Source organism: Methanobrevibacter sp., from assembly GCF_045646045.1.
Lineage (GTDB): Archaea > Methanobacteriota > Methanobacteria > Methanobacteriales > Methanobacteriaceae > Methanocatella.
In genome coordinates this window covers 45,137-67,142 of record NZ_JAZRJY010000139.1, presented here as the reverse complement: position 1 = coordinate 67,142, position 22,006 = coordinate 45,137, and the positions used below count along the sequence as shown (strand labels likewise).

The window sequence follows — 22,006 nt, the reverse complement described above, 5'->3', positions numbered from 1 at the left end:
ACAAAAAATTTATTTTTCACCACATATAAAACCTCCTAAAAGCAATATTGACATTAACTTAGTAGAAGAAAAATTTAAGAAAAATCACTTATAATGAAATTAATGTTTTATAAAATACGAACACAGAGAGTGATTAAGGTTTTCCAAAAAATCTTATTCTAAAAATAGGTTGAAAATTTCTATCAGTTTAATGAATTTTACACCCAATTAAATAATAAGTTATTAAAAATAAATTAAAAATATTAATCATAAAATTAATAATTATAATAGACACTAATAGAAAATAAAAAAATAATTGAGACTATCTACATGAAATCCTTTTAGAAATAACATCCATGATAGTTTTTGCAATTTCATCTTTGCTTGCAAGGGGAACAGATAAAACATCATCATCAATAATTAAAACTTCATTTTTATCGGATCCGAAGTTACAATCTTTTTGAGAAACATCATTTGCAACAACAATATCAGTTCCTGCATCATTAATCTGTTTTCTAGCACAATAAATTATATCTTCACGGGAAATATTGAATTCTGCTTTAAACCCAACCAAAAAAATATCCGGATTAATTTTCTTAATATGGCGAATAATCTTTAAAGTAGGTTTCAAACTAATGGATAGTGAAGATTCAGAATCAATTTTTTTATTTTTATAATCAACAATTTCAAAATCAGAAACCGCCGCTGTGGAAATAAAAATATCATAATCTTCCACAATATCAAAAATAACGTCTGCCATTTGTTTTGATGTTTCAACATAAATAACGTTAAAAAGAGGAGAAATATCAACACTAACTTTAGCTGCAATTAAAGTAACATCCGCACCTAAAATATATGCTTGTTTTGCAAGAGCCAAACCCATTTTCCCAGAAGACTTATTGGTTATGCCCCTTACAGAATCAATTGGTTCAAATGTCCCGCCAAGACTTATTAAAACTTTTTTTCCACGAATAAAAATCACTTCTTAGCCAAGTTAATGCATCTTAAAGATTCAAGCACAATATCTTCAGTTGAAGGGAATTTTGCTTTTCCTTCATCCATTACAGGAGGCATGAATGAAGCGGATTCTTCTGATTTAATTTTATCTATATTTTCTTCAATAGCTTTAAACATTGAATCATGCATTGATGGAACAAAAAGAATTGGAGTATCATGTCCATATGCAGTAATCAATAAAGTAGAAATAGGATTATCCGCTATCTTATGTGCAAATTTACTTATAGTATTTGCAGTAGCCGGAGCAACAAGTATTAAATCCTCTTGAGAATATTTTACATGCTCAATATTACCGGTTAATTTGGTAATAACATCACTTCCGGTCGCAAATTCCATAGAATTAGGATGAAGAATTTCACAAGCTGCATCACTCATAAAACATTTGACTTCCATACCCTGTCTTTTAAATTCTCTTGCTAATTTAACAGATTGACTGGCAGCAACACTGCCAGTAACACATAATACTATCATGATAATTCCTCAAAAAATAAAAATTAATTAATTTTAATATTGCTCATAATGTAATCTGCAGCAGGCAAGTTAGCTTCATACTTGTCAATAGGAGCACTGTACATTACAACATAAGCTTCATTATTTCTTTCAAACCATAATGCCTTATGTTGTTTTACAACACCGTTATTAGATGATGAAGTGTAGATATATTGTAAAACCTTTTCACCATTAAGATCAACTTCACCAGATGAAACTAGATTAAATGCAGAATCTGCTTTAATATTGGTATATGATTTATTTACAAATGAATTGAAATCACCCGTGAAGGCTTTTTTCTCCACATTTATATTTATCTGACCAACTTCAAGATTATCAACAGAACTTTCTTTAGAAATTGCAATGATAGAGTTGTTGGAAGTTGCTTGAGATAAAATCCAATTTGAAGGATAATTAACAGTAACTCCTCCTTTAGACATACTCAACATAGTAACAGATTCGTTAGATTTACTATTACTACCCTGACTTTTATTAGTGTCAAAGTGGATATCATTAAGTACAATATATCCAAATACTGCAATAATCACTAAAAGTATTACAATTCCTATTGTAGTAAGTTTATTCATAAATTCACCATTAGATTAACAATTATTATCATCCACTACCTCCACCACTATCCGGAGTTGGAGTTGGGGTAGGGGTAGGCGTCGGAGTAGGAGTAGGAGTAGGATCAGAAGAACTTCCGCCACTATCCGGAGTAACTGAAGAACTTCCCGAACTAGAACTACTACTGCTACTCTGAGATTGAGTAGTTACAACAGTATTATTTGATTGAGTATTGGTTTTTGTTGAATTTACATGAACATCAGCCACATCCGGAAACGCAGTATCAGTCACAATAGCTGAAGCGTTAACATTAGCTAAAGCTCCAAAATCAAATTTAAATACACCATAACCTGCACCAACAGTAAATCCAATAGCTAAAACCAAAATAACTAAAAGTTTAAAAGTCCCGGAATCCATTGGAGTTTTTTCTTTAACAGTATCTCCTTTTTTTGGATTAATAATATATTTTTGAACTAAATCTTCATTCTCTTTTTTTAATTTATCTTTATCTTTTCTAATTGATTTTTTATTTTTAGGAGAATTAGAAGGCTTACCTTGCATTGATCTAATTCTATTAGTAGCTTCTCTAGCATCTAAAGCATTGAGTTTATCTTCATACTTGGAACGGAAATAAATATACTTTTCTCTAGATATTTTTCCATGAGCATAATCAGACTCTAAACTGGCCATGATTTGTAGAAGTTTATCCTTATCACCAGACATACTAACCCTCCTTAAATTAATGAATATTAATAATTATATTTAAACATTAATTTATAGTTTACTTAAATTCGGGATAGGAACCCAAAACTTTTAGAAAATAAGTTTTATCATCAATTTCCATGATAATTTTTTTAATTAAGTCTTCTTTATAATGGCCATAAAAATCGACAAAAAACAAGTATTTACCCAAACCCTGTTTAGATGGCCTTGATTCAATTTTAGTTAAGTTTATTCCATATTCATTAAAAATTCCAAGTATTTTATAAAGAGAACCCGGATGGTCTTCATAAATTGAAAAAATAATGGATGTTTTATCATTATCTGTTGGATTCGTATCCTCCTTTGACAGGACAACAAAACGTGTTTCGTTGTTATCCGCATCCTGAATATTCTTTAAAAGAACATCCAATCCATATAACTCAGCACTTTTAACATGCCCAATAGCTGCTTTTGACTTATCTCCAATAATACTTTTTGCAGCGCTTGCAGTACTGACTGCATAATGAGGCTGGATATTATTTTTTTCTATAAATGAGTGGCATTGAGAAATAGCCTGCTGATGTGAATATACATCAGTTATATCTTCCAGTTCAGTTCCCGGATTAACTATTAAATTTTGATAAATTGGAATAATAATTTCACCGACAATATTTAAATCAAAATCATGAGCAAGAGAATCCAATGTGATACCCACAGGACCTTCAATAGAATTTTCAATAGGAACAATGCATTTTATGCACTGATCAGAATCTACACTACTCATAACGGCCGGAATTGTACAATAAGGAACTAAATTATCTCCCAAAAGTGATGCTGCTTCATGAGAAAATGTTCCTTTTGGACCGAGAAAAGAAATCATTTTTTCCATATTATCACTAAAAAAAAGTTTAAAAAGTATAGCTAATCAAATAGCTACACTATGCTTCTAATTTTGAAATTAATCTTAAAATATCAGTTTGAGTTATTATACCAATAACTTTATCATCCTCTACAACAGGTAAACCATTATAACCTGTTTCTATCATGATTTTTGCAACATCAGAAATAGAATGATCTTTTGTTACAACAAGAGGATTTCTTGACATGATATATTCAACCAATACTTCTTTAATTTGAGATTTCTGATATCTTTCCGGAACTTTTTTTCTAAAGTCAATGAACGCTCTCATTAAATCTTTAGAAGTAATCATTCCAACTAACTCTTCATCATCAATAACTGGAAGTCTACCGACTTTAGCGTCAATACTTACTCTTCTTGCATGAATAAGTCTTTCAGATGGTGAAACTGAAATAACATCTTTTGTCATTATTTCTTTAGTACAAATATTATCATATTCTCCATCAATAGCCATTGTAACAAAATCAGCTTTTGAAACAATACCTACCATTTTACCATCATCTATAACAGGTACGGAACCGATACCATTTTCAAGCATTATATTAGCTACTTCAGCTAAACGCATTGATTGTGGAACGGAAATAATGTCTTTAACCATTACAGATGAAACATGAAGCCTTGAAGCTGGCATACTTTCATATTTTGAAGAACCAAGTTTTTTTGCGATGTCTCTTTCAGAAATGATACCTGTCAATTCTTTATTATTGAGAACAGGTAAACGTGAAATTCTGTTTTTTCTGAGTAATTTTAAAGCATCAGCAAGACTTTGATCTTTATCTATAGTAATTAATGATGTAGACATTAAATTTTTGATTTGCATAGTCTGCCCCCACTATCCTATAATCCTTTAATAGCTCTTAAAATATCTCTTTCAGTTATAATTCCCATTACAACATCATTTTTAATTACTGGCACACCACCAATATTACTTATTTTGAATAATTCACAAATTTCGCCAATAGTGTCTTCAGGTTCAACAGTAATTGCATCTTTAACCATGATTTCAGTTAATTTGGTTTGTTCTAAAATTTCACTGGCGGCATTGGAATTTAAATTATCAAAGAATTCTTTTGTATTAAAGAAACGAATAATATCAGTTGAAGTTACAATACCTAATAATTTTTTAGCTGCTTTAGAAATATCAGCTTCTCCACCAACAATAGGTATTCTTCTTAATCCATTTCTAACCATGATTTTACATGCACTTTCAATAGGAGTACCAGGAGTAGTTGTGAAAACTTTGGTAGTCATATAATCTTGTGCAGTTCTGTCATCCATTTCGCCTGCAAGAGATAATGCAAGGTCTCTTTCAGTTACGATACCTGAGAGTTTTTCATCAGCATCAACAAGAGGAAGTGCTCCAATTTGATTAGATAACATTACATCAACAACTTCATTAATTGAAGATTTGTCAGATAAAAGGACAACATCACGTGACATGATTTCACGGACAGGTTCATTGATAGCTGCTAAAAAGTTATCTTGGTATTTTTTTTCAATAATATTAAATTTATTTCCTCCACCAAAGAAATCTAATATGTCCATTACGGTAACAATACCTAAAACTTTACCTGATCCTGGATCAGTAACTGGTAACCTTCTGAATTGGTGTTCCATCATTACTTTAGCAGTATCTTTGATACTTTTACTAGGAGGAATAGATATAACATCATCTGATGCAATTTTCATAATTTCTCCCGGTTTATCATGAATTTTAGTTTCTTGTTCAACAGAGCCTCTATTCATTGATTTTCTTAAGTTAATGGATGTTTTTTCTTTCATTTATACACCTCTTTATTGTAATCATAATCCAAAAAATAAAATCATTTTATTCAATATTCAAAATTTTATGAATTTGAGGAATGGTAGAAACCTTAAAATATCTACCAACAATCTCCGAAAATTCAAATAAAGAATTAGAAATATTTTTCCAATCACTTAAAGGACTGGAAGGCTGAATAATAAAATGAAGGTTATTCTTATAAATTATCTCATTATCAATTTTTTTAATTACCTCTTCAAATGATTCTATTTTTAACGATGGCAAAATAACTACTTTACAGTATACATTTATAGATTTTTCTATTAATAAATTTAGTGATTTAATTTCATTTAAAAAAATATCTTCGTTAAAATCGCCATCAAATTGTTCTTTAAGTTTAATATCAAGTGAAACAATATCTAAATTGTCAATTGAATCAATATTTGCCGGTAGTGTCCCATTAGTCTCAAGCATTATATCGAGATTTGTAAGTTTTGAAACTTCATTAATAAATTCCGGATATAATGATGGTTCACCACCTGTAAAAGATATAGTTTGGCAGTCCGGAGTTAAAATACTTTCGATTTTAGACACAACTTGGGCAGGAGTCATAAGTATTCCATCCTTTTCTGAAATACTATTTTTAGTATCACAATAGCTGCAATTTAAATTACAACCTGCAAAACGTACAAAAATCTGTCTTTGACCGATTAAAGTTCCTTCTCCCTGAAAAGAAGAAAATATTTCAATAATTGGGGCTTTCATTTTTATTCCACAAATTCCTTTTTATATTGTGCTCCCTGACCAATACCCTCATTTACACATACTGAAATATATTCCAAATTATCATAATTTTCAGCTAATTTACGGGCCAATGTCTCTGCAAAGAATTTAGATAACTCTTCAGCAGAAGTATAAGGAAGCGGCAACAATACACAGTCAACAGAAGGTATTGAATAACCTTTATCTCCAATTTTAAAAGAAACAGTTTTAATTTTTTTCAAATCAAATATTGAATCGGATTCTTTATCAAAATCCTTAATATCAATTAAAGTATTATACACAGGAACCAAAAGCCTGTGGTCAAGTTCATCACAGATTGCTTTAGTATATTTTTTTACATCTTTAAAATCTACAACAAATTCAAATTCACCTGCCCTTTTTCCTTCAATTTCTATATCAACGAAATATGAATGACCATGAATAAATCCACAGGATTCATGGCCAGGAATAATATGGGCAGATGAGAATCTTAAATTGGACTGGATACCGTTAATTAAAATTTTCATAACAACACCTTGGTTTTACTAATATCCTTTTCAATGGTTTCAAGTTCATCAATATAACGATTAACAATCTCAAAAATTAAATCTTTTAGATTATTACTGTTGAAGACATTACCGCCATCAATATCATAAAGACCTATAGTTTCAACATCACTAGGAGTTCCCTTATCTTCCAGATTAAGTGCGAAATGAATTTTTGCAGAACTTAGGGAAACACTTGCTATTGAAATACTGAGTTTTCTGCCATCAACAAAAATATCATCACCTTCACGAGTAGTCCTGACTCCTTTTTCAGTTAAAATTTCTCTGAAAATCATTACAAGAAGTCTTTGGCGAAGATAAGCAATTCTCATATTTGTTGGCTGCTGGTCAAAAAATTCACAAATAAAATTAACCATATAATTGGATTTTATTTCTAAGCCAACATCGGCAAAATCTTTTAGGTTATCCGGAGTGATATTTACCGGCCCGATCCATGTGACAATTGAAGAACCATAAATTCCAAACTCCTGAAAGGCCCATGATGGATTTATCTGGCTACCATCATATTCAAAAATATCTTCAACATGTTTATGAGTTATATTCATTTTAAAACCTATCTTATTTTTTAGAATAACTATATCCTATACATTATAGTTATTAGATAAAAGTGTTTAATAAGGTTAATGAAAAATCTTTAAAAACTGTCGATTGTAAAGTAGTGTTTTAATTAAAATAATAATTAATATTTTTAATGAAAATGATTTTATATTTAATTAAAAATGCTGAAAAATTAATTAAAATTAATTGTTGAATTATCTATTGATAATATATTGACAGAAGGATATATGAAAAAAGAAAAAAAATAAAATGATGGAAATTTAAGCGGAATCGCTTACATTTCCTACAACATTTACATCAATATTCTGCTGTGAAGACTCAATATTATTAGAATAATAACCTGAGAAGTCTTCTTCGCCATAACCTGGTTCATCATAGTGTATTGGATGATAATCCGGGTTTGAATAACGTTGTTCATTAAATGAATCCCATGAAGCAATTGCATCATCAGGACCGATTACAGCAGGGTGGTCAATATCGAAATATACATTATCTCCGAAGTGTCTCGGATAGTCACATATCATAATATCTTTTAAAGGCGTTGTAATAGTACCTAATGGCACATACCTTCCACAATCCATACATAATACATATTTATCCGTGAAATCCTGATGAACGTTCACATATACATCATCCTGACCGTCAACTGGCTTATAATTGGTATTATAATAATCTGAAATGTATGCTTCACTTTGTTTTTGAATCTCAGAAGGGAAATCCCCATATTTTATATAGAATTCAGCATCACCATAATCATAAATATACGGATTTGTAGACAAATCAAAGTAACAATCATCAATTCCACAACTTAAATCACATATATAGTCAGCGGAAATTGCTTTTGTAATGTTGCCTAAAGGTATGAATCCACCATCTGCAACACAGTATCCATATTTATCAGTGAAATCTTGACCAATTTTTATGAATATGTGTTCAGCATAATTTGGAGACAAAACATATTCATTTTTATTTATATTATTCCATGGGTCAAAAACTTGATTATCCCCAATATTTTGACTAAACAAGTCTGAATCCCCATTATATGATGCGAATGCAACATTCATGAACCGTGTGACAACATTGTTATCTGCAACATTATTCGCCATCAGAGATGCATGATTTGATGTGACTTTATTTTGAATATTGCTTAAAGAAAACTCATTAGCTTGTTTATCTTTATCTAAAGAAGCATCATTAACTGTTTGATTATTGTTTGAAGAAACATCACCATTAGATGCATCAGATACTTCATTAGAAACTAAATTATCTGCCACATGAGCAAAATCCCCATTTGTAACAAATGCAAAGCCCCCGGCAACTAATCCTATAGCCACTATTATTAATGCACTTATTGCAATTTTATTGATATTTTCACCTCCATGATTAACACTATTGAACAAATATATATATATATATATCGATTAATAGAATAAAAAAGTTAGTATTTAAAAATCAAAAATTAAATTTAATAGTTTATATAAAAAATGATGTAAAGGAGTTATTTTTTATGCAAGTAAGAACAAGAGATTTTATTTACACGACAGATGGAATGTACTTTGCATCAACAAATTATGTCCATCCCGATGATAGATACATCTCATTTTTAAGATATATCCCTGATGAAAATGGAGATCGTGAAAAAGACGGAATTAGATATAGAAAAGTAGGTTCACAAGAAGCTTATTCATATTTACGTGAAAATTACCCTGAGTATCTATATTTCTGTGATGTGACCAATGTTGAAATGATGGGTGTTCCCCTGGATAAAGTTGAAAGAGTAATCAAACCGGAAAACAGATTACTTGGTTTGAAAAAGACTTTTGAATCTGGAGGAGAAGTTAAAAATCCGGAAATCATAGCTAAATTAATGGATGTATGTGACTTCTTCCACTACATTGGAGGAATAGATTATGAGGATATGGGTATTTCCGGATCAATTCTGCCGGGACTTCAAAAAGATGATGTTTCAGACTTGGATTATGTCATATATGGACTTGACAATCACAGAAAAGCCATTGAAGCATTTAAAAAACACAGAAATGAAGAAGTTTACATTGAAGAGGTAGACAAACACATTACATTAAATGGAATTACTGATGATTACTGGGATTTTGTTTACAATAAACGGATGAGTGATTCCAGTCTAACACCAGAAGAATTTAAATGGTATGAAAACAGGAAAGCAAATCGTGGCACAATTGACGGCACTTTATTTGATATTTTAGCTACCAAAGGATATGATGAAATTGAAGGCAGCTGGGGAGATACCAGATATGAACCTCAGGGAATTGCTAAAATAGAATGTGACATTGTAAGCGCACTCGGAGCTTTTGACAATCCATCATTATACACAGTAGAAAATGTTGAAATTCTCGATGGTGTTGAAAGAGACATCTCAGAAGTCGTGTCATTTACACATACCTATGCAGGAGAGGTAGTTGACGGAGAACACGTTATAGCCAAAGGAAAAGTCGAAAAAGTCATTACGGAAGGCAAAGAAGACCATTACAGAATTGTTGTCGGGACAACACGTGAAGCAATTGATGAATATCTTAAGTTAAAAATTCCTCCGGCATGAAAAAATTGCTCCAAATTATAAAAATTCTATTTAAAACATATTTTTTACCAAACATCGCCATATTTATTTATTTTAAGAGAATTAACATTGTTTAAAACCTCTATTTATTTATACTAAGATTAACTATTTAATATTACAAAAATAAAGAGGTTAAAAAATGATAAACATATCTTCAATAAGATCACACATGTATTGCCCCATGAAATTATATTTGCAAACACATGTTGATACAACAATAAGCAATGATATACAATTAAATATTGAAATAAAAAAGATAAAAATAGATACACAGGACCTAATACAAAAAAATATGCGAAAATTGAAAAAAGAAATGAATATAAGTGAAATAGAAGACACACTATCTGAAAATATTGCAAATTATCTTGAAAGCACATTTTCTTCAATTCAAAATATGAATTTAGGCATTACAACAGAGCAAATTCTTGAAATAAACAATGAAACTTACTTTAATATAAAAAATCATGCTCTAAAAGCTAAACAAGCTATGGAACTTTTAGGAAAAAATGGATTTGCAATAGTAGACATGTTTTTTCCAAATTGCATGTATTCATATCTTTTAAAAGACACCAGATTAGAAATAATGGGATTATGTGATAAAATTGAGATTGTTGATGGGAAATATTACCCCATATCAATTAAACATACAACACCACCATTAAAAGGTGTTTGGGATCAGGATGCAATAGATTTAGCAGCTGATGCGATACTGATAGAAGAAGAATTTGAAACAGAAGTCTTTGTGGGATTTGTAGATTATACAAAAATTAACGAACGAAGACCAGTAATAATGGACGTTAATTTAAGAAAAGCATTATTCGATATTATAAACGAAGTAAAAGATATTGAATACAATAAAAAAGTACCGACAGTAAAAATAAATGATAAAAAATGTGGTAACTGTCAATATAAAAATATATGTTTAAAAGAATAGGGATTATCCCCTAATTCTTTTTAATCATAGAATTTACCCAGGAATTCCTTCATCCTAGCATTATCAGAAGAAAATACCTTTTCAGGAGTTCCTTCTTCAATAATATGCCCATCATCCATGAAAATTATTTTATCGCCAACATTACGTGCAAAACTCATTTCGTGAGTAACAATCACCATAGTCATGTTTTCAGCAGCCAAATCCCGAATTACAACAAGAATTTCCCCAGTTAATTCCGGATCTAAGGCTGAAGTTGGTTCATCAAAAAATAAAATATCAGGATTCATTGCAAGAGCACGAGCAATAGAAACTCTTTGCTGTTGACCGCCAGACAATTCATGAGGATAAGCATCCTCTTTATCTTCCAAACCCATTTTTTTAAGTAAATCACGAGCAGATTTTAAAACTTCATTTTTATCTCTTTTTTGAACTTTTAAAGGCGCATTAATGATATTTTTTAAAACGGTATGATGCGGGAATAAATTAAAGTCCTGAAACACCAATCCAAATGTTCCATCAAAATTAATATCTCCACTATCTTCCTGTTCCAAATCAGTGATACAACGAAGCAATGTAGATTTACCGGAACCTGAAGGTCCTATAATACACAATACTTCACCTTTTTCAACATTAAGGGAAATATCTTTAAGCACTACATTTTCATCAAAACTTTTTTTAAGATTTTTAACTTCCAATAAACTCATAATATCCCCTTAACTTAAATAATCATAGCGTTTTTCGAGACGTGCCATAACAAATGCAACAAGTACATTGAATACATAATAAAAAACACCTGCAACAAGCAATGCAGCAATTGAAGACTCCGCCGCAGCAATTTGTTTAGCAACAGTAAACATTTCAGGAATTGCAATTACAAATGATAATGAAGTATCTTTTACAAGAGTAATAACCTCGTTTGTTACTGAAGGAAGAATAATTCTGAATACCTGCGGTAATATAATCATGAAAAATGTTTGAATCTTACTATACCCTAAAACCTGTGCAGCCTCATATTGGCCTTTAGGAATAGCCTCAATACCTCCCCTATATATTTCAGCAAAGTATGCTGCATAGTTCATAGAGAATGCAATTATAACTGCTATAAAACGATAATCCGGTGAAAGAGTTGTTCCAAAAATATAATATGGGCCAAAAAATACAACAATTAATTGTAACATTAACGGTGTACCTCTCATGATAGAAATGTAAACTTTCATTATCAATCTGAGAGGAGTGAATTTACTCATCCTTCCAAATGCAATCAATAATCCTAATGGAAGTGAAAATAATAAGGTAAGTAAGAAAATTTCGATGGAGGTAATCATACCTTCCATCAAAAGACTTACCATAGATTCTAACATCATATTCTATTCTACCTCAATTCAAAACTTATTTTTGAATAAGGGAACCTGGAACACCATCATTTGTGTAGTTTGCTGCAATTTTAGCAACAGTACCATCAGCAAACATTTCATCCAAAGTTTTTTGTACTTGATCTCTCAATTGAGTATTACCCAATTTGAAACCAATACCATATTTCTCAGATGAAATTGTATCATTCAATATTACGAATTTTGTAGTACTGTTTCTGGAATTGATGTTGTGTTCTGCTACACCAATATCAATTGCAACAGCATCACAAGCTCCAGATTCTAAATCCATAAATCCAGTATTATAATCTGCAACTTCTTGTAATTTACCAAATGATTCCCCTAATGTTTTATTATCTCCTTGAAGGGAGTGCAGTGCAGAAGAATCTTTTTGTGTTTCTACAATTTTACCTTTTAAATCACTGAGAGACTTGATATTAGAATCTGCCTTTACAACAACAACCTGTTTATTGTCGATATAAGGTTCAGACCAGGTATAACTTTTTTCTCTACCATTTATAGTGAAACCATTCCAGATACAATCTATTGAACCAGAATTCAGTTCAGCATCTTTTGCATCCCAGTCGATTGGTTGTTTTACTAAAGTCCAATTGTTTCTTTTACAAACTTCTTGTGCTAAATCCAAATCAAAACCGACATATTCTGATCCGTTTTTATACCCATAAGGTGGGAATTCAGCATCAAAACCAACAATAAGAGTATTATTATCATTGGTTACTCTAGCAGAATTATTATTTCCGCCGCCTAAAAAGTCGAACAAGCCAGCACTAGCAGTACCCATAACTAAAAAGGCTATTACGACTAAAGCCAAAATAAAATATATTTTTTTATTCATACATAAACACCAATAATATTGTATTTAGATAGAAAATTTCCATTCTATAAAAATAGTTTATTTTTTTATATATTTAATATTATAAGGTATGAATTCATACTAAATTAAAAAAAAATAATAAAAATTAAAATTTGATATTATCTCCCAAACGAGCAATATCAAATACAGCAGTATCGGCAATAGACATTACAGCCAAAACACCTGCCTGAACCGGATCAGTTATAACCAAATCGGCAAATTCAGTTACACTTCCAGGCATATTTAAAGAGATTACAATCAAATTATTTTCTTTTTTAACTTTTTTAACTGACTCTGTAATCTCACCACCCATTAAAGAACCGGCAAGAACTAAAGCACTGACTCTAGGCAATCTTGAAATAGCTTCAACAGCTTCGGCAATATTATATTCACCGACCAATGGAATTGTATCGATACTTATCCTTTCTCCACGGATATTATGCCTATCAGCTTCAGTAATAGCACCCATAGCAACCTGAGATACTTGGGCTCCGCCACCTACAATGATAATACGTTTTCCATAAATATCTAATTGAGAACCATGCAATTCAACAGATTTAACTTCAGGAATATCATTTAAATCATTGATTAAGCTATTAATATCATCCACATTTTCAAGTTCAAAATTAATTGAACCCATATTATTTTTTTCAACATAAAGATGAGTATAGCTGATATTAGCACCATAATTTGTGATTATGCGAGTAATATCATCCAAAACTCCCTTTTTCTCATAAGATTGTATTGTTATACTATAATCATTCATTTTGTTGCCTAATTTTATCCAATTCAGCATGTGCCTTTTTCCACATACGCAAGTAATTATCTTCACGATTAACAGGAATTACATCAAGACCCAATTCACGGTGCTCAGCAATCCATTCTTCATGAAATACAGGTATTTCAACTTTTATTGGTTCAGAGGTTTTATTTACTACTATGAGATTTCTATAAGGAAAATCCCATTCTACAATATAGCCTCCAAGACTTACTATATGATATGGTCTCATAACAAATTTCATAATAATTCACCTCTTATAATAATCCCAGTACAATAGCCAATATTCCAAGCAATGTAGACCCAAGAATAGTTGGTAAAAGTTGCCTATTTGTAAATACTGGAGTAAATGCTGAAAATATTCCCATCATTAATACAAATACTAAAACAACAGCTATATTAATGAGTATAGTTGGAGAGAATATGTTTGGTGGAATTCCAATAAATAATACTGAGAATAAAACACCCAATGTAAACATTAAAAATCCTCTAGTAATAAAGACAATTGACCTATATTTTGATGCATATTCCATGTATGGTCCTTCAATAACATCACATTTAGCTTTAATTATTGAAAATGGATATTCATTTAAAATAATCATATATCCAATGAAAAATACAATAGCTGCTATTCCACCGGCCACTGTAAACAAGAATGGTCCTTGTGCTTGTTGATAAGTTACAATATCATTAAGGAAAATACTTCTTGCAGCAGTTACAGGAGCAAATAAAGCTAAATACAATGGGAATGAACCATAAGTAATCATTCTAAGAGATCTTTTTGCACTTATATCCTCAATAAATGAACGTGTAGTATTCAAATGAGCTGCACCTTTTATTCTGTCAGGGAAAGGCATTCTAACAGACATTATTGATTTAGATAAAGATCCCATTAATACATAACATATTTCTTCAACTTTCAAAAGACCGACAATTGCAACCAAACTTGAAAGAGCAGGAACAGCAAATGCATAAGGAGTAATAGCTATTAATATAGACAATACTACGAAAAAGCATATTATCGGCAATGCCTTATATAATCCAGGTACTGGAGAAGACGGTTCTATATTTTCTTTAAATAAGAACTTGATAGGAGCCATTATTCCAGGACTTGTGACTGGAGGTCCGATTCTTTGTTGAATTCTAGCATGAACATATTTTCTTTCAATTCCAGGCAATAATGTAGATATTAAGAAACAAACAACTACAGTTATTATAAGCGCTATAATTGAATTTATTACAGTAGTTTCAAACATGATTCTATCTCCTTATAATTTCTATTGCTCTATCAGTGCAAGTAAAACAAGGGTCACACTGAACAATACACAATTGTGCATCAGTAACATGGTCTCCAATACAGGCATATTGCATTGCTCCAATATTTGCCATTGAAGGAGTTCTAATAATACAGTGTCTTACTCTTCCACTTTCCAATGCATATGAATGATAAAGAGTTCCTCTTGGAACTTCAATATAACTTTCAATAATATCAGTGTCAAACATTTCCCAATCCCTGTTGACTACTTTACCTTCAGGAATATTGGCAATAGCTTGACGGATAAGTTTAATTGATTCGAATGATTCCAAAGCTCTCATAATCAAGTTTGATTTAACATCGCCGTCAGGCTGTGTGATGACATTAAAGTCAAAGTTATCATATTCAAACATGGTTGTTCTTAAATCTCTTGCAACACCTGTTGCCCTTAAGGTCGGTCCGGTTACTGCCAGCTCAATAGCCTGTTTTTGAGGCAATACTCCGATTCCCGCAATCCTTGACATGACAATAGAGTCTGCAGTGAATCTTTCCACAAATCCTGTAAGACCTTCTTCTATTGCATCCATATCATTTTTAAGTCTTAACAGTTTTGCTTCATCCAAATCACATCTTGGTCTGACTCCTCCTAAAACAGAACAACCGTACTGAACTCTGTTACCTCCAATCATTGCAAGCAGTTCCATTACAATTTCCCTTAAATAGAACACCCTCATGAAAAAGGTTTCGTGAGACAATACTTCACAACCATGCGCTAAATATAAGAAGTGTGAATGCAAACGTTCAAGTTCACCCATTATGACACGAATGTAAGTAGCTCTCTCTGGAATTTCAATACCTAAACCAATTTCAGCAGTTCTGCAGGAATTCCATATATGTGAATTGGAACAAATTCCACAAATTTTTTCAGTAAGTGAATTTGCCTTTTGAACAGGAAGACCTTCCATGATTCTTTCTATCCCCCTGTGATTAACACCAATAGTAATTTCAGCCTCTTGAACTATTTCATCTTCAACAAAAATCCTTACCCTATATGGTTCCAATGCAGCAGGGTGAACTGTACCCATTGGAATTTCAGTTTCAATAATTTTGCTTCTCGGTACTTTTTCATCCATTTAATCCCCTCTTTAATCCGCATCTAATAATGTAGGTAATAATGATACTACTCCTGCCAAAACATCCTGAGGCCTTACGGCACAACCCGGAACTTTTGCATTAACCGGTATGATGTTTTCAACAGGTCCTTCAATTTCTTCGGATGGAATATCAGCAAAACAATTTTTATAAACACCACCCATTAGAGCACAGCTTCCAGCAGCCACAACCAATTTCGGATTAGGAATGGCTTTGTAAATCTCCTCCAACGGTTTTCTATTTAAATGTGTAACCGGACCTGTGACGACTAAGACATCAGCTTCACGAGGATTCCAAGTTAAGAACACATTATATTGTTCAGCATCAAATCTTGGTGATAAAATTGAATTAACAATTTCAATATCGCATCCGTTACATCCGCCAGTGTAAACCAACATGACATGTATTGCTCTGGCTCTTGAAAATGATTTAATTCCCATCTAATCACCTTCCTCCCTATTTCTCAACACAGTATTATCTGATAAATATTGTGAAATGACTTTAAGCTTTTCATCTGAAATTTTGAATGGTTCAGTTAAATCAAGGTCAACTTCCTGATCTCCAACACAACTTGGATGAATTGTTCCTTTTTGACCATAAAGTGAAAATATCGGACAAAAATCATGACAATAATAACATACAACGCATTTTTCAAGATTAATTTCAGGTACTTCACTTTTAATCCAATCATCAGTTAATCTTTTAGGACTTGTTAGCCTTTTCATCTCAATTGCACCTGTCGGACATACATTGGCACAACCTCCACATCCAATACAAGCTGATTCATCAACTCTGTCATCAACTTCTACTGAAAGAGTGGAGATTTGTTTTCTCAATTCCATGTCAGTAACCCTATCAGCTGCAAAAAAGATTCTTTTAAAGTTAGTAAAAGCTCCTTGTAAAGCTATTTTAAGTAAACTACTCATTTAAATACCCTCTATTGAATCTTTAAAATTTCTTTCGAATAAAAATGCTCTTGCAGGACATGCATTCTTACATGCGCCGCAATATGTACATTTCTCTTCGTTAACCACAAAATTACCATCAATTTTATCAATTGCATCATATGAGCAGATTCCATGACATACTCCGCAATGCATACATAATTTTTGCTCGATGAAGTTGAATCCATCAACAATTTCGTTTTTATACATTGTAGATTTTGGAATCGCATCAACCGGACAGTGAACAGCACAATTCTCACATAAAATACATTTATCCAATTTTACAGATATTGTGCCCCTATATAATGTAATTGCATCTTCCTGACATACCTCACAACATATTCCGCATGAAATACAATCATCAGAAACACTGCCATCCCAGCTAGCGACTTTATATGTTCTTGCATTGACTACATCACAGACTTGAACACATTTTCCGCAGCTTACACAAAATCCTGATAGTGCAGGGATTTCTGTTTCTTCAAATTCATCATAGATAAACATTTCATCGTCTTCATGTAATGATTTGACCGGACAATGATCAATAGCTACATCATGAGTTGAATCAACATCTTTTGTCGGATCATATCTTAATCTGGAATCATCTTTAATAAGAGATCCGTTTTCACATAAATCAGAACATAATCCACAGTTAAGACAGGATACAATATGACCTGCAGGTTCCTGATTGAGTTTATTTACAACCAATTTAAAGTCGTCCATTGATATTGCATTATTTGGACAGGCTTTCATACAGTTAAGACATAGCGTACATGTATCCTTTTTAATCATTTGGAATTTATTCATAGAACCGTTAGGACAGACATCATAACATAATCTGCATTCACGGCAAATTCCATCAGCCCTATCCTGAACAACATCAATTGCGCCTTCAGGACAGTATTCAGAACATCTTCCACAGAATATACATTTTTCAATATCCGTTCCAAAGTATCCTCTCGTTACTTCTTTAACTTTTTCTGATTTTAAAGGAAGATTATCAATGTTCGGAATCAGCACATTCATTGACTGGATAAAATTGATTTGTTTTTCACGAGTAAATTCTGCCCCATCCACTCTTGATGGACATATTTCAGCGCAGACACCACAACGGGAACATAACCCGTAAACAATACCATCCTCAATGTGAATATTATTTGTTGGACAGTTATACATACATATTCCACAGCCGTTACATTTGGCTCTGTCTATAACATATCCCCCATAATTATTAACGAATATAGCATCATTTGGACAGTTTTCATAACAGATTCCACAAGTAAGACAGCTAAAAGCCTTTCCATTAATTAAACGAATCGCTTTTGTAGGACATTGTTTAATACACTCTCCTTTTCCATCACATGTATTAGTTGATAAAAACATTATAACACCCCTTAGCTACTCCTTGCGAATATTAATTTAGACAACAAAACACCGATTAAAGCTGATACAAATGCTGATGATAATGGAACAAAATCATAAAATGGGAATTCACCCAGTTGCCATGCCATTATTAATGCAGCAATTATAATAACTACATAAGAGGAAGTCTTAAATGAAGTATCGCTGATATTACCCGTTTTAATTTGGGATCCGATAATTAAACCTAGAATTAATCCAAATATGATTGGCCCTATAACTATCATTGTTCAGCATCCTCCTCAACAAGTTTTTTAAATCCTGCAAATGCAATTACAATAGCACTTAATCCTACAAATACTTTTAAACCTACAAATATATTTAAGTAAGGAATAATACCTGCATTAGTTGTATCAGGATAATGGAATACAGTTTGAATAGATGCCGGAATAATATTGAATATATCTGCTCCAACATTATACAGGAAAAATCCTCCTGCAAATAAACCTACCAAACCTAAAACAATATAACCTAATGCTCCAATTGATTCAAATACATCAATATAAGTATGTGAAAATTCTATAGGAGAATTACCTAATCCATAAACAAGGATTGATAATATAACACCTGCAGCAATCATTGCTCCTCCTTGGAAACCTCCACCAGGAGTTATGTGCCCTCCCAGAATAGTCATTATACCTAGACAAATTAAAATAATTGAAACCGGTAAAGCTATTAATTTAAGAATTTGACTCATAGTTTACCCCCTAATCTTCCTCTTCCAAATACAAGTAAAACAACAAGTCCTGCAGTTAAAAGTATGATTGATTCACCCAAGGTATCATAACCTCTGAAATCGAAAATAACAGCAGTTACCATGTTTGGCGCAATTTTAGTTCCCAACGCATTATAAATATTACTTACACCAGGAGTAATCATTTTACTAACATGAAAAACTGCATCAAATAATGTAACAGATAATAATGCAGTTATAACAGCAGCAAATAGATTTCGAATAGTATTAGACAAGATTACCACCCCAGTATAAGAATATAACAATAAATCCTAAAACAATAATAGCATAGAATAACATTTTATTTAATGAATCCTCTTGTTCAATTCTGAATTTAGGAATAAGTGGAATATTTGTTATTAACACAACAGCCAATATTAAAGTAACCAATCCTGCAAGCAAAACACTGACATGTCTAAGCAATAAACTTGCAATCACTATTGAAACAATTATAAATATTTCTGCAGTAATACTTCCTGAAACATCAGCATTGGTTACTGGACCAGGAGAGAATAACTTTTTAAACCTTTTTACAACATAAAATAGTTGATCATAAAGCTTCATAGTAACAATCCTCCTACATAGTTAGAAATTCCACTAGTTACAACATTAGGGAATAAACCTAATGCGAAAATAACAATTAACAGTATTAGCATTGTGAAAACCATTGCTTTTGGAACCTCTTTATCAGCAACTTCTAAATCATGTGGTTTTGGTCTTAAAAACATAGAGTAGAATGTCTTAACAAATACTACGAAAGTAGCAATGCTGACCATTATAGTTAAGATGGACAATTCAGGATAACCACAACTTAAAGAAGCTTGAACAAGCATTAATTTAGATTGGAAACCGTTTAAAGGAGGTACACCAGCCATAGCTAAACCACCAATCAATAGCATTATTCCAACTTTAGGGTGATAAGCTAAAAGACCTCCCAATTTACGGGTATCAACTTCATTGGTGGAATGGACAATAGCTCCAAATCCGATGAATAACAATGCAGTAATAACAATTTCATTTAAAGCCTGGAACAAACCAGCAGTTAAAGCAAATTGAGTTCCAAGACCTATACCTAAACCTATAAAACCAAGTTCTCCAACAGCCAAAAATCCAATCATACGTCTAAAGTCTGTTTGAGTTAAAGCCATTGATACACCCAATATCATTGCTATAACTGAAAACAATACTATAAAGACTTCAAATATCGGTAATGATGAGTAGATTCTAAACATTATAATGACAATTGAAATCATTGAAATAACAGTAAATGATTGAAGTAAAGCTGCTGCATGAGGTTCTGCTTTACTGTAAATACCAGATTTAATAGTGTGGAATGGTGGTAAACCAGATGCATATAACCATCCAAAGAATATTAAACCTAAAGATAACAAGAATACTGGAGAAGTAATGTTTAAAAGACCTCCACGTATAATTGCTACAATGTCAGTAACATTAACAGTACCTGTCATAGCCAATAGGAATCCAATTCCTAAAAGCATCATTGGACTTCCGATAGAACCTAAAATCATGTATTTTAAGGCCATTTCATAACTATATTCAATTGATGAAGCTGCTACAATACCTACCTGTGCAAGTGCCAGTATTTCAAAGAACACAAACATGTGGAAGATATCATCAGTCAATAATAATGCTGTTGCAGCAGAAGTACCCATGAACAATAAGAACAAATAAGGTCCTGAAACTTTTTTATACTTGCTTAAGTAAATAAAGACTACTAAAAATGTCAAAAGACCAATCATTGCAATGAAACATTGCTGCATAAAGTCAAATGAATATGTAATAGCCGGATGATAAAGTATGTTCGTTACATTATCTACCATTGGTTCGTATCCGCCAAAGAAGTGTAGACCGTAATTTGATATTATCGGAATTATCGGCAAACAAATTGCAACCACAAATGCTAAAATTCTAATAAGTTTATCATATTTTGAAAAAGCACTTAAAAGTAATGCTGCCATCATAGGAACAATAACCATCAATGGAATTAATTCATTCATTGTATTCCTCCTGTTTTGATGTGTCAGCCAACATTACACTAGTACTTAATGTTCCATATTTTCTGTAAAGAACCATTACCAAAGCAAGCATGACTGCAAGAGTACTGGCCCCAATTACTATACTAGTAAGTACTAAACCATAAGGCAGTGGATAGGAAGCATTTGATGCAAACCATGCAGGATCCATATTTGGCATTAAAATCGGAACAATACCTCCAGCTTTATAACCAATTCCAACTATGAATAAATTGGCTCCCTCTTCTATAAAGCTAATACCAATGATTTTTTTAATGATATTATCTACAAAGATTGCAGCATAAAGACCAACGACAACCAAAGCAATAGAAGTAAATAATATAGCAAGTTGAGTTTCAGCCATTATGCATCCCTCCTTTGTGTCTTTTTAACAGCCAAAGCAATAAATACCGGAACAATAGCTGCACCAACAATAGCCTGAGTTAATGCAACATCAGGTGCAAGTAATATTTGGAATAAAACTGCGAGTGCTCCGCCAGAAAATCCAGTTAATATTGCTGCTTTTAATAAATCTTTTTGAATAAGAGCAAGAATAGCACTTACAATAGTTATAATCATTAATATAAATTCTATCAT

Annotated in this window: 30 protein-coding genes; 2 read left to right on the top strand and 28 right to left on the bottom strand. The window is 31.9% G+C overall.

The genetic code is table 11. The features are described 5' to 3' along the window. Positions 1-301: 301 nt before the first annotated feature. The 11 genes from ACKI5C_RS09445 to ACKI5C_RS09395 form a co-directional block, all read right to left on the bottom strand. Complete coding sequence (locus ACKI5C_RS09445; protein WP_407432874.1) at positions 302-961, bottom strand: phosphopantothenoylcysteine decarboxylase; 660 nt, start codon at positions 959-961, stop codon at positions 302-304. After that, positions 958-1,467, bottom strand: coding sequence for a flavoprotein (locus ACKI5C_RS09440; RefSeq protein WP_407432873.1), 510 nt, complete (start codon positions 1,465-1,467; stop codon positions 958-960). Before ACKI5C_RS09440 ends, ACKI5C_RS09445 begins: the two co-directional genes overlap by 4 nt. 23 nt (positions 1,468-1,490) lie before the next feature. Further along, complete coding sequence (locus tag ACKI5C_RS09435) at positions 1,491-2,072, bottom strand: PsbP-related protein (protein ID WP_407432872.1); 582 nt, start codon at positions 2,070-2,072, stop codon at positions 1,491-1,493. A gap of 28 nt (positions 2,073-2,100) precedes the next feature. Then, positions 2,101-2,775, bottom strand: coding sequence for an endoglucanase (locus tag ACKI5C_RS09430; protein ID WP_407432871.1), 675 nt, complete (start codon positions 2,773-2,775; stop codon positions 2,101-2,103). Between the two features lie 58 nt (positions 2,776-2,833). Continuing rightward, positions 2,834-3,643, bottom strand: coding sequence for a prephenate dehydratase (pheA, locus tag ACKI5C_RS09425; RefSeq protein ID WP_407432870.1), 810 nt, complete (start codon positions 3,641-3,643; stop codon positions 2,834-2,836). 49 nt (positions 3,644-3,692) lie between these two features. After that, on the bottom strand, positions 3,693-4,493 hold the full coding sequence (locus tag ACKI5C_RS09420; RefSeq protein WP_407432869.1) for a CBS domain-containing protein: 801 nt from the start codon (positions 4,491-4,493) through the stop codon (positions 3,693-3,695). 17 nt (positions 4,494-4,510) lie between these two features. Further along, positions 4,511-5,455 (bottom strand): CBS domain-containing protein, encoded by a 945-nt coding sequence (locus ACKI5C_RS09415; RefSeq protein WP_407432868.1) that lies wholly within the window; start codon positions 5,453-5,455, stop codon positions 4,511-4,513. Positions 5,456-5,501: 46 nt separating this feature from the next. Next, positions 5,502-6,200 carry a 7-carboxy-7-deazaguanine synthase QueE gene (locus tag ACKI5C_RS09410; RefSeq protein WP_407432867.1) on the bottom strand — a complete coding sequence of 233 codons (699 nt, stop codon included), beginning with the start codon at positions 6,198-6,200 and terminating at the stop codon, positions 5,502-5,504. A gap of 2 nt (positions 6,201-6,202) precedes the next feature. Then, positions 6,203-6,724, bottom strand: coding sequence for a 6-pyruvoyl trahydropterin synthase family protein (locus ACKI5C_RS09405; RefSeq protein WP_407432866.1), 522 nt, complete (start codon positions 6,722-6,724; stop codon positions 6,203-6,205). Then, positions 6,721-7,308, bottom strand: a complete 588-nt coding sequence (locus tag ACKI5C_RS09400) for a DUF366 family protein (protein ID WP_407432865.1) — start codon at positions 7,306-7,308, stop codon at positions 6,721-6,723. The genes ACKI5C_RS09405 and ACKI5C_RS09400 overlap by 4 nt, the downstream gene beginning before the upstream one ends. Positions 7,309-7,581: 273 nt before the next feature. Continuing rightward, positions 7,582-8,721 carry a hypothetical protein gene (locus tag ACKI5C_RS09395; protein ID WP_407432864.1) on the bottom strand — a complete coding sequence of 380 codons (1,140 nt, stop codon included), beginning with the start codon at positions 8,719-8,721 and terminating at the stop codon, positions 7,582-7,584. A 107-nt stretch (positions 8,722-8,828) separates the two neighbouring features. Here ACKI5C_RS09395 and ACKI5C_RS09390 point away from each other — a divergent pair, with 107 nt between their 5' ends. After that, positions 8,829-9,899: a DNA polymerase subunit beta gene (locus tag ACKI5C_RS09390; RefSeq protein ID WP_407432863.1), complete on the top strand. Its 1,071-nt coding sequence runs from the start codon at positions 8,829-8,831 to the stop codon at positions 9,897-9,899. A gap of 157 nt (positions 9,900-10,056) precedes the next feature. Beyond that, on the top strand, positions 10,057-10,851 hold the full coding sequence (locus ACKI5C_RS09385) for a Dna2/Cas4 domain-containing protein (protein ID WP_407432862.1): 795 nt from the start codon (positions 10,057-10,059) through the stop codon (positions 10,849-10,851). A gap of 20 nt (positions 10,852-10,871) precedes the next feature. Here the strand turns inward: ACKI5C_RS09385 and ACKI5C_RS09380 are convergent, their stop codons facing one another. From ACKI5C_RS09380 to ACKI5C_RS09300, 17 genes are all read right to left on the bottom strand, one after another. Next, positions 10,872-11,555, bottom strand: coding sequence for an amino acid ABC transporter ATP-binding protein (locus ACKI5C_RS09380; protein ID WP_407432861.1), 684 nt, complete (start codon positions 11,553-11,555; stop codon positions 10,872-10,874). 9 nt (positions 11,556-11,564) lie between these two features. Then, complete coding sequence (locus ACKI5C_RS09375; RefSeq protein ID WP_407432860.1) at positions 11,565-12,215, bottom strand: amino acid ABC transporter permease; 651 nt, start codon at positions 12,213-12,215, stop codon at positions 11,565-11,567. A gap of 25 nt (positions 12,216-12,240) precedes the next feature. Further along, positions 12,241-13,077 carry an amino acid ABC transporter substrate-binding protein gene (locus ACKI5C_RS09370; RefSeq protein WP_407432859.1) on the bottom strand — a complete coding sequence of 279 codons (837 nt, stop codon included), beginning with the start codon at positions 13,075-13,077 and terminating at the stop codon, positions 12,241-12,243. A 124-nt stretch (positions 13,078-13,201) separates the two neighbouring features. After that, entirely contained in the window at positions 13,202-13,861 is a 660-nt protein-coding gene (locus ACKI5C_RS09365) for a DUF5612 domain-containing protein (protein ID WP_407432858.1), read from the bottom strand. Continuing rightward, positions 13,854-14,117, bottom strand: a complete 264-nt coding sequence (locus tag ACKI5C_RS09360) for an energy-converting hydrogenase B subunit P (protein WP_407432857.1) — start codon at positions 14,115-14,117, stop codon at positions 13,854-13,856. The genes ACKI5C_RS09365 and ACKI5C_RS09360 overlap by 8 nt, the downstream gene beginning before the upstream one ends. A 13-nt stretch (positions 14,118-14,130) precedes the next feature. After that, positions 14,131-15,129, bottom strand: a complete 999-nt coding sequence (locus ACKI5C_RS09355; protein WP_407432856.1) for a respiratory chain complex I subunit 1 family protein — start codon at positions 15,127-15,129, stop codon at positions 14,131-14,133. Between the two features lie 4 nt (positions 15,130-15,133). Next, positions 15,134-16,261 (bottom strand): nickel-dependent hydrogenase large subunit, encoded by a 1,128-nt coding sequence (locus ACKI5C_RS09350; RefSeq protein WP_407432855.1) that lies wholly within the window; start codon positions 16,259-16,261, stop codon positions 15,134-15,136. Positions 16,262-16,273: 12 nt separating this feature from the next. After that, positions 16,274-16,720 (bottom strand): NADH-quinone oxidoreductase subunit B family protein, encoded by a 447-nt coding sequence (locus ACKI5C_RS09345; protein WP_292609774.1) that lies wholly within the window; start codon positions 16,718-16,720, stop codon positions 16,274-16,276. Next, positions 16,721-17,206 carry a 4Fe-4S binding protein gene (locus ACKI5C_RS09340; protein WP_407432854.1) on the bottom strand — a complete coding sequence of 162 codons (486 nt, stop codon included), beginning with the start codon at positions 17,204-17,206 and terminating at the stop codon, positions 16,721-16,723. Then, a complete protein-coding gene (locus ACKI5C_RS09335; RefSeq protein WP_407432853.1) occupies positions 17,207-18,607 on the bottom strand; it encodes a 4Fe-4S binding protein in 1,401 nt (466 codons plus the stop codon). 11 nt (positions 18,608-18,618) lie between these two features. Next, the gene (locus ACKI5C_RS09330) at positions 18,619-18,870 is read right to left on the bottom strand and encodes an energy-converting hydrogenase B subunit J (RefSeq protein ID WP_407432852.1); all 252 of its coding nucleotides are present in this window, start codon (positions 18,868-18,870) and stop codon (positions 18,619-18,621) included. Continuing rightward, positions 18,867-19,340, bottom strand: coding sequence for an MnhB domain-containing protein (locus ACKI5C_RS09325; RefSeq protein WP_407432851.1), 474 nt, complete (start codon positions 19,338-19,340; stop codon positions 18,867-18,869). Before ACKI5C_RS09325 ends, ACKI5C_RS09330 begins: the two co-directional genes overlap by 4 nt. After that, entirely contained in the window at positions 19,337-19,612 is a 276-nt protein-coding gene (locus ACKI5C_RS09320) for an EhbH (protein ID WP_407432850.1), read from the bottom strand. Before ACKI5C_RS09320 ends, ACKI5C_RS09325 begins: the two co-directional genes overlap by 4 nt. Further along, entirely contained in the window at positions 19,605-19,940 is a 336-nt protein-coding gene (locus ACKI5C_RS09315) for a hydrogenase (RefSeq protein WP_407432849.1), read from the bottom strand. The genes ACKI5C_RS09320 and ACKI5C_RS09315 overlap by 8 nt, the downstream gene beginning before the upstream one ends. Continuing rightward, on the bottom strand, positions 19,937-21,394 hold the full coding sequence (gene ehbF, locus ACKI5C_RS09310; RefSeq protein WP_407432848.1) for an energy conserving hydrogenase EhbF: 1,458 nt from the start codon (positions 21,392-21,394) through the stop codon (positions 19,937-19,939). Before ehbF ends, ACKI5C_RS09315 begins: the two co-directional genes overlap by 4 nt. After that, positions 21,387-21,773: a cation:proton antiporter subunit C gene (locus ACKI5C_RS09305; RefSeq protein ID WP_407432847.1), complete on the bottom strand. Its 387-nt coding sequence runs from the start codon at positions 21,771-21,773 to the stop codon at positions 21,387-21,389. The genes ehbF and ACKI5C_RS09305 overlap by 8 nt, the downstream gene beginning before the upstream one ends. Then, complete coding sequence (locus tag ACKI5C_RS09300; RefSeq protein ID WP_296798517.1) at positions 21,773-22,006, bottom strand: DUF4040 domain-containing protein; 234 nt, start codon at positions 22,004-22,006, stop codon at positions 21,773-21,775. Before ACKI5C_RS09300 ends, ACKI5C_RS09305 begins: the two co-directional genes overlap by 1 nt.

What these genes read in the sequence shown, in the direction of transcription:
- ACKI5C_RS09440 (WP_407432873.1), bottom strand. Translation starts at nt 1,467, where the DNA reads ATGATAGTATTATGTGTTACTGGCAGTGTTGCTGCCAGTCAATCTGTT.
- ACKI5C_RS09435 (WP_407432872.1), bottom strand. Translation starts at nt 2,072, where the DNA reads ATGAATAAACTTACTACAATAGGAATTGTAATACTTTTAGTGATTATT.
- ACKI5C_RS09430 (WP_407432871.1), bottom strand. Translation starts at nt 2,775, where the DNA reads ATGTCTGGTGATAAGGATAAACTTCTACAAATCATGGCCAGTTTAGAG.
- pheA (WP_407432870.1), bottom strand. Translation starts at nt 3,643, where the DNA reads ATGGAAAAAATGATTTCTTTTCTCGGTCCAAAAGGAACATTTTCTCAT.
- ACKI5C_RS09420 (WP_407432869.1), bottom strand. Translation starts at nt 4,493, where the DNA reads ATGCAAATCAAAAATTTAATGTCTACATCATTAATTACTATAGATAAA.
- ACKI5C_RS09415 (WP_407432868.1), bottom strand. Translation starts at nt 5,455, where the DNA reads ATGAAAGAAAAAACATCCATTAACTTAAGAAAATCAATGAATAGAGGC.
- ACKI5C_RS09410 (WP_407432867.1), bottom strand. Translation starts at nt 6,200, where the DNA reads ATGAAAGCCCCAATTATTGAAATATTTTCTTCTTTTCAGGGAGAAGGA.
- ACKI5C_RS09405 (WP_407432866.1), bottom strand. Translation starts at nt 6,724, where the DNA reads ATGAAAATTTTAATTAACGGTATCCAGTCCAATTTAAGATTCTCATCT.
- ACKI5C_RS09400 (WP_407432865.1), bottom strand. Translation starts at nt 7,308, where the DNA reads ATGAATATAACTCATAAACATGTTGAAGATATTTTTGAATATGATGGT.
- ACKI5C_RS09390 (WP_407432863.1), top strand. Translation starts at nt 8,829, where the DNA reads ATGCAAGTAAGAACAAGAGATTTTATTTACACGACAGATGGAATGTAC.
- ACKI5C_RS09385 (WP_407432862.1), top strand. Translation starts at nt 10,057, where the DNA reads ATGATAAACATATCTTCAATAAGATCACACATGTATTGCCCCATGAAA.
- ACKI5C_RS09380 (WP_407432861.1), bottom strand. Translation starts at nt 11,555, where the DNA reads ATGAGTTTATTGGAAGTTAAAAATCTTAAAAAAAGTTTTGATGAAAAT.
- ACKI5C_RS09375 (WP_407432860.1), bottom strand. Translation starts at nt 12,215, where the DNA reads ATGATGTTAGAATCTATGGTAAGTCTTTTGATGGAAGGTATGATTACC.
- ACKI5C_RS09370 (WP_407432859.1), bottom strand. Translation starts at nt 13,077, where the DNA reads ATGAATAAAAAAATATATTTTATTTTGGCTTTAGTCGTAATAGCCTTT.
- ACKI5C_RS09365 (WP_407432858.1), bottom strand. Translation starts at nt 13,861, where the DNA reads ATGAATGATTATAGTATAACAATACAATCTTATGAGAAAAAGGGAGTT.
- ACKI5C_RS09360 (WP_407432857.1), bottom strand. Translation starts at nt 14,117, where the DNA reads ATGAAATTTGTTATGAGACCATATCATATAGTAAGTCTTGGAGGCTAT.
- ACKI5C_RS09355 (WP_407432856.1), bottom strand. Translation starts at nt 15,129, where the DNA reads ATGTTTGAAACTACTGTAATAAATTCAATTATAGCGCTTATAATAACT.
- ACKI5C_RS09350 (WP_407432855.1), bottom strand. Translation starts at nt 16,261, where the DNA reads ATGGATGAAAAAGTACCGAGAAGCAAAATTATTGAAACTGAAATTCCA.
- ACKI5C_RS09345 (WP_292609774.1), bottom strand. Translation starts at nt 16,720, where the DNA reads ATGGGAATTAAATCATTTTCAAGAGCCAGAGCAATACATGTCATGTTG.
- ACKI5C_RS09340 (WP_407432854.1), bottom strand. Translation starts at nt 17,206, where the DNA reads ATGAGTAGTTTACTTAAAATAGCTTTACAAGGAGCTTTTACTAACTTT.
- ACKI5C_RS09335 (WP_407432853.1), bottom strand. Translation starts at nt 18,607, where the DNA reads ATGTTTTTATCAACTAATACATGTGATGGAAAAGGAGAGTGTATTAAA.
- ACKI5C_RS09330 (WP_407432852.1), bottom strand. Translation starts at nt 18,870, where the DNA reads ATGATAGTTATAGGGCCAATCATATTTGGATTAATTCTAGGTTTAATT.
- ACKI5C_RS09325 (WP_407432851.1), bottom strand. Translation starts at nt 19,340, where the DNA reads ATGAGTCAAATTCTTAAATTAATAGCTTTACCGGTTTCAATTATTTTA.
- ACKI5C_RS09315 (WP_407432849.1), bottom strand. Translation starts at nt 19,940, where the DNA reads ATGAAGCTTTATGATCAACTATTTTATGTTGTAAAAAGGTTTAAAAAG.
- ehbF (WP_407432848.1), bottom strand. Translation starts at nt 21,394, where the DNA reads ATGAATGAATTAATTCCATTGATGGTTATTGTTCCTATGATGGCAGCA.
- ACKI5C_RS09305 (WP_407432847.1), bottom strand. Translation starts at nt 21,773, where the DNA reads ATGGCTGAAACTCAACTTGCTATATTATTTACTTCTATTGCTTTGGTT.
- ACKI5C_RS09300 (WP_296798517.1), bottom strand. Translation starts at nt 22,006, where the DNA reads ATGATAGAATTTATATTAATGATTATAACTATTGTAAGTGCTATTCTT.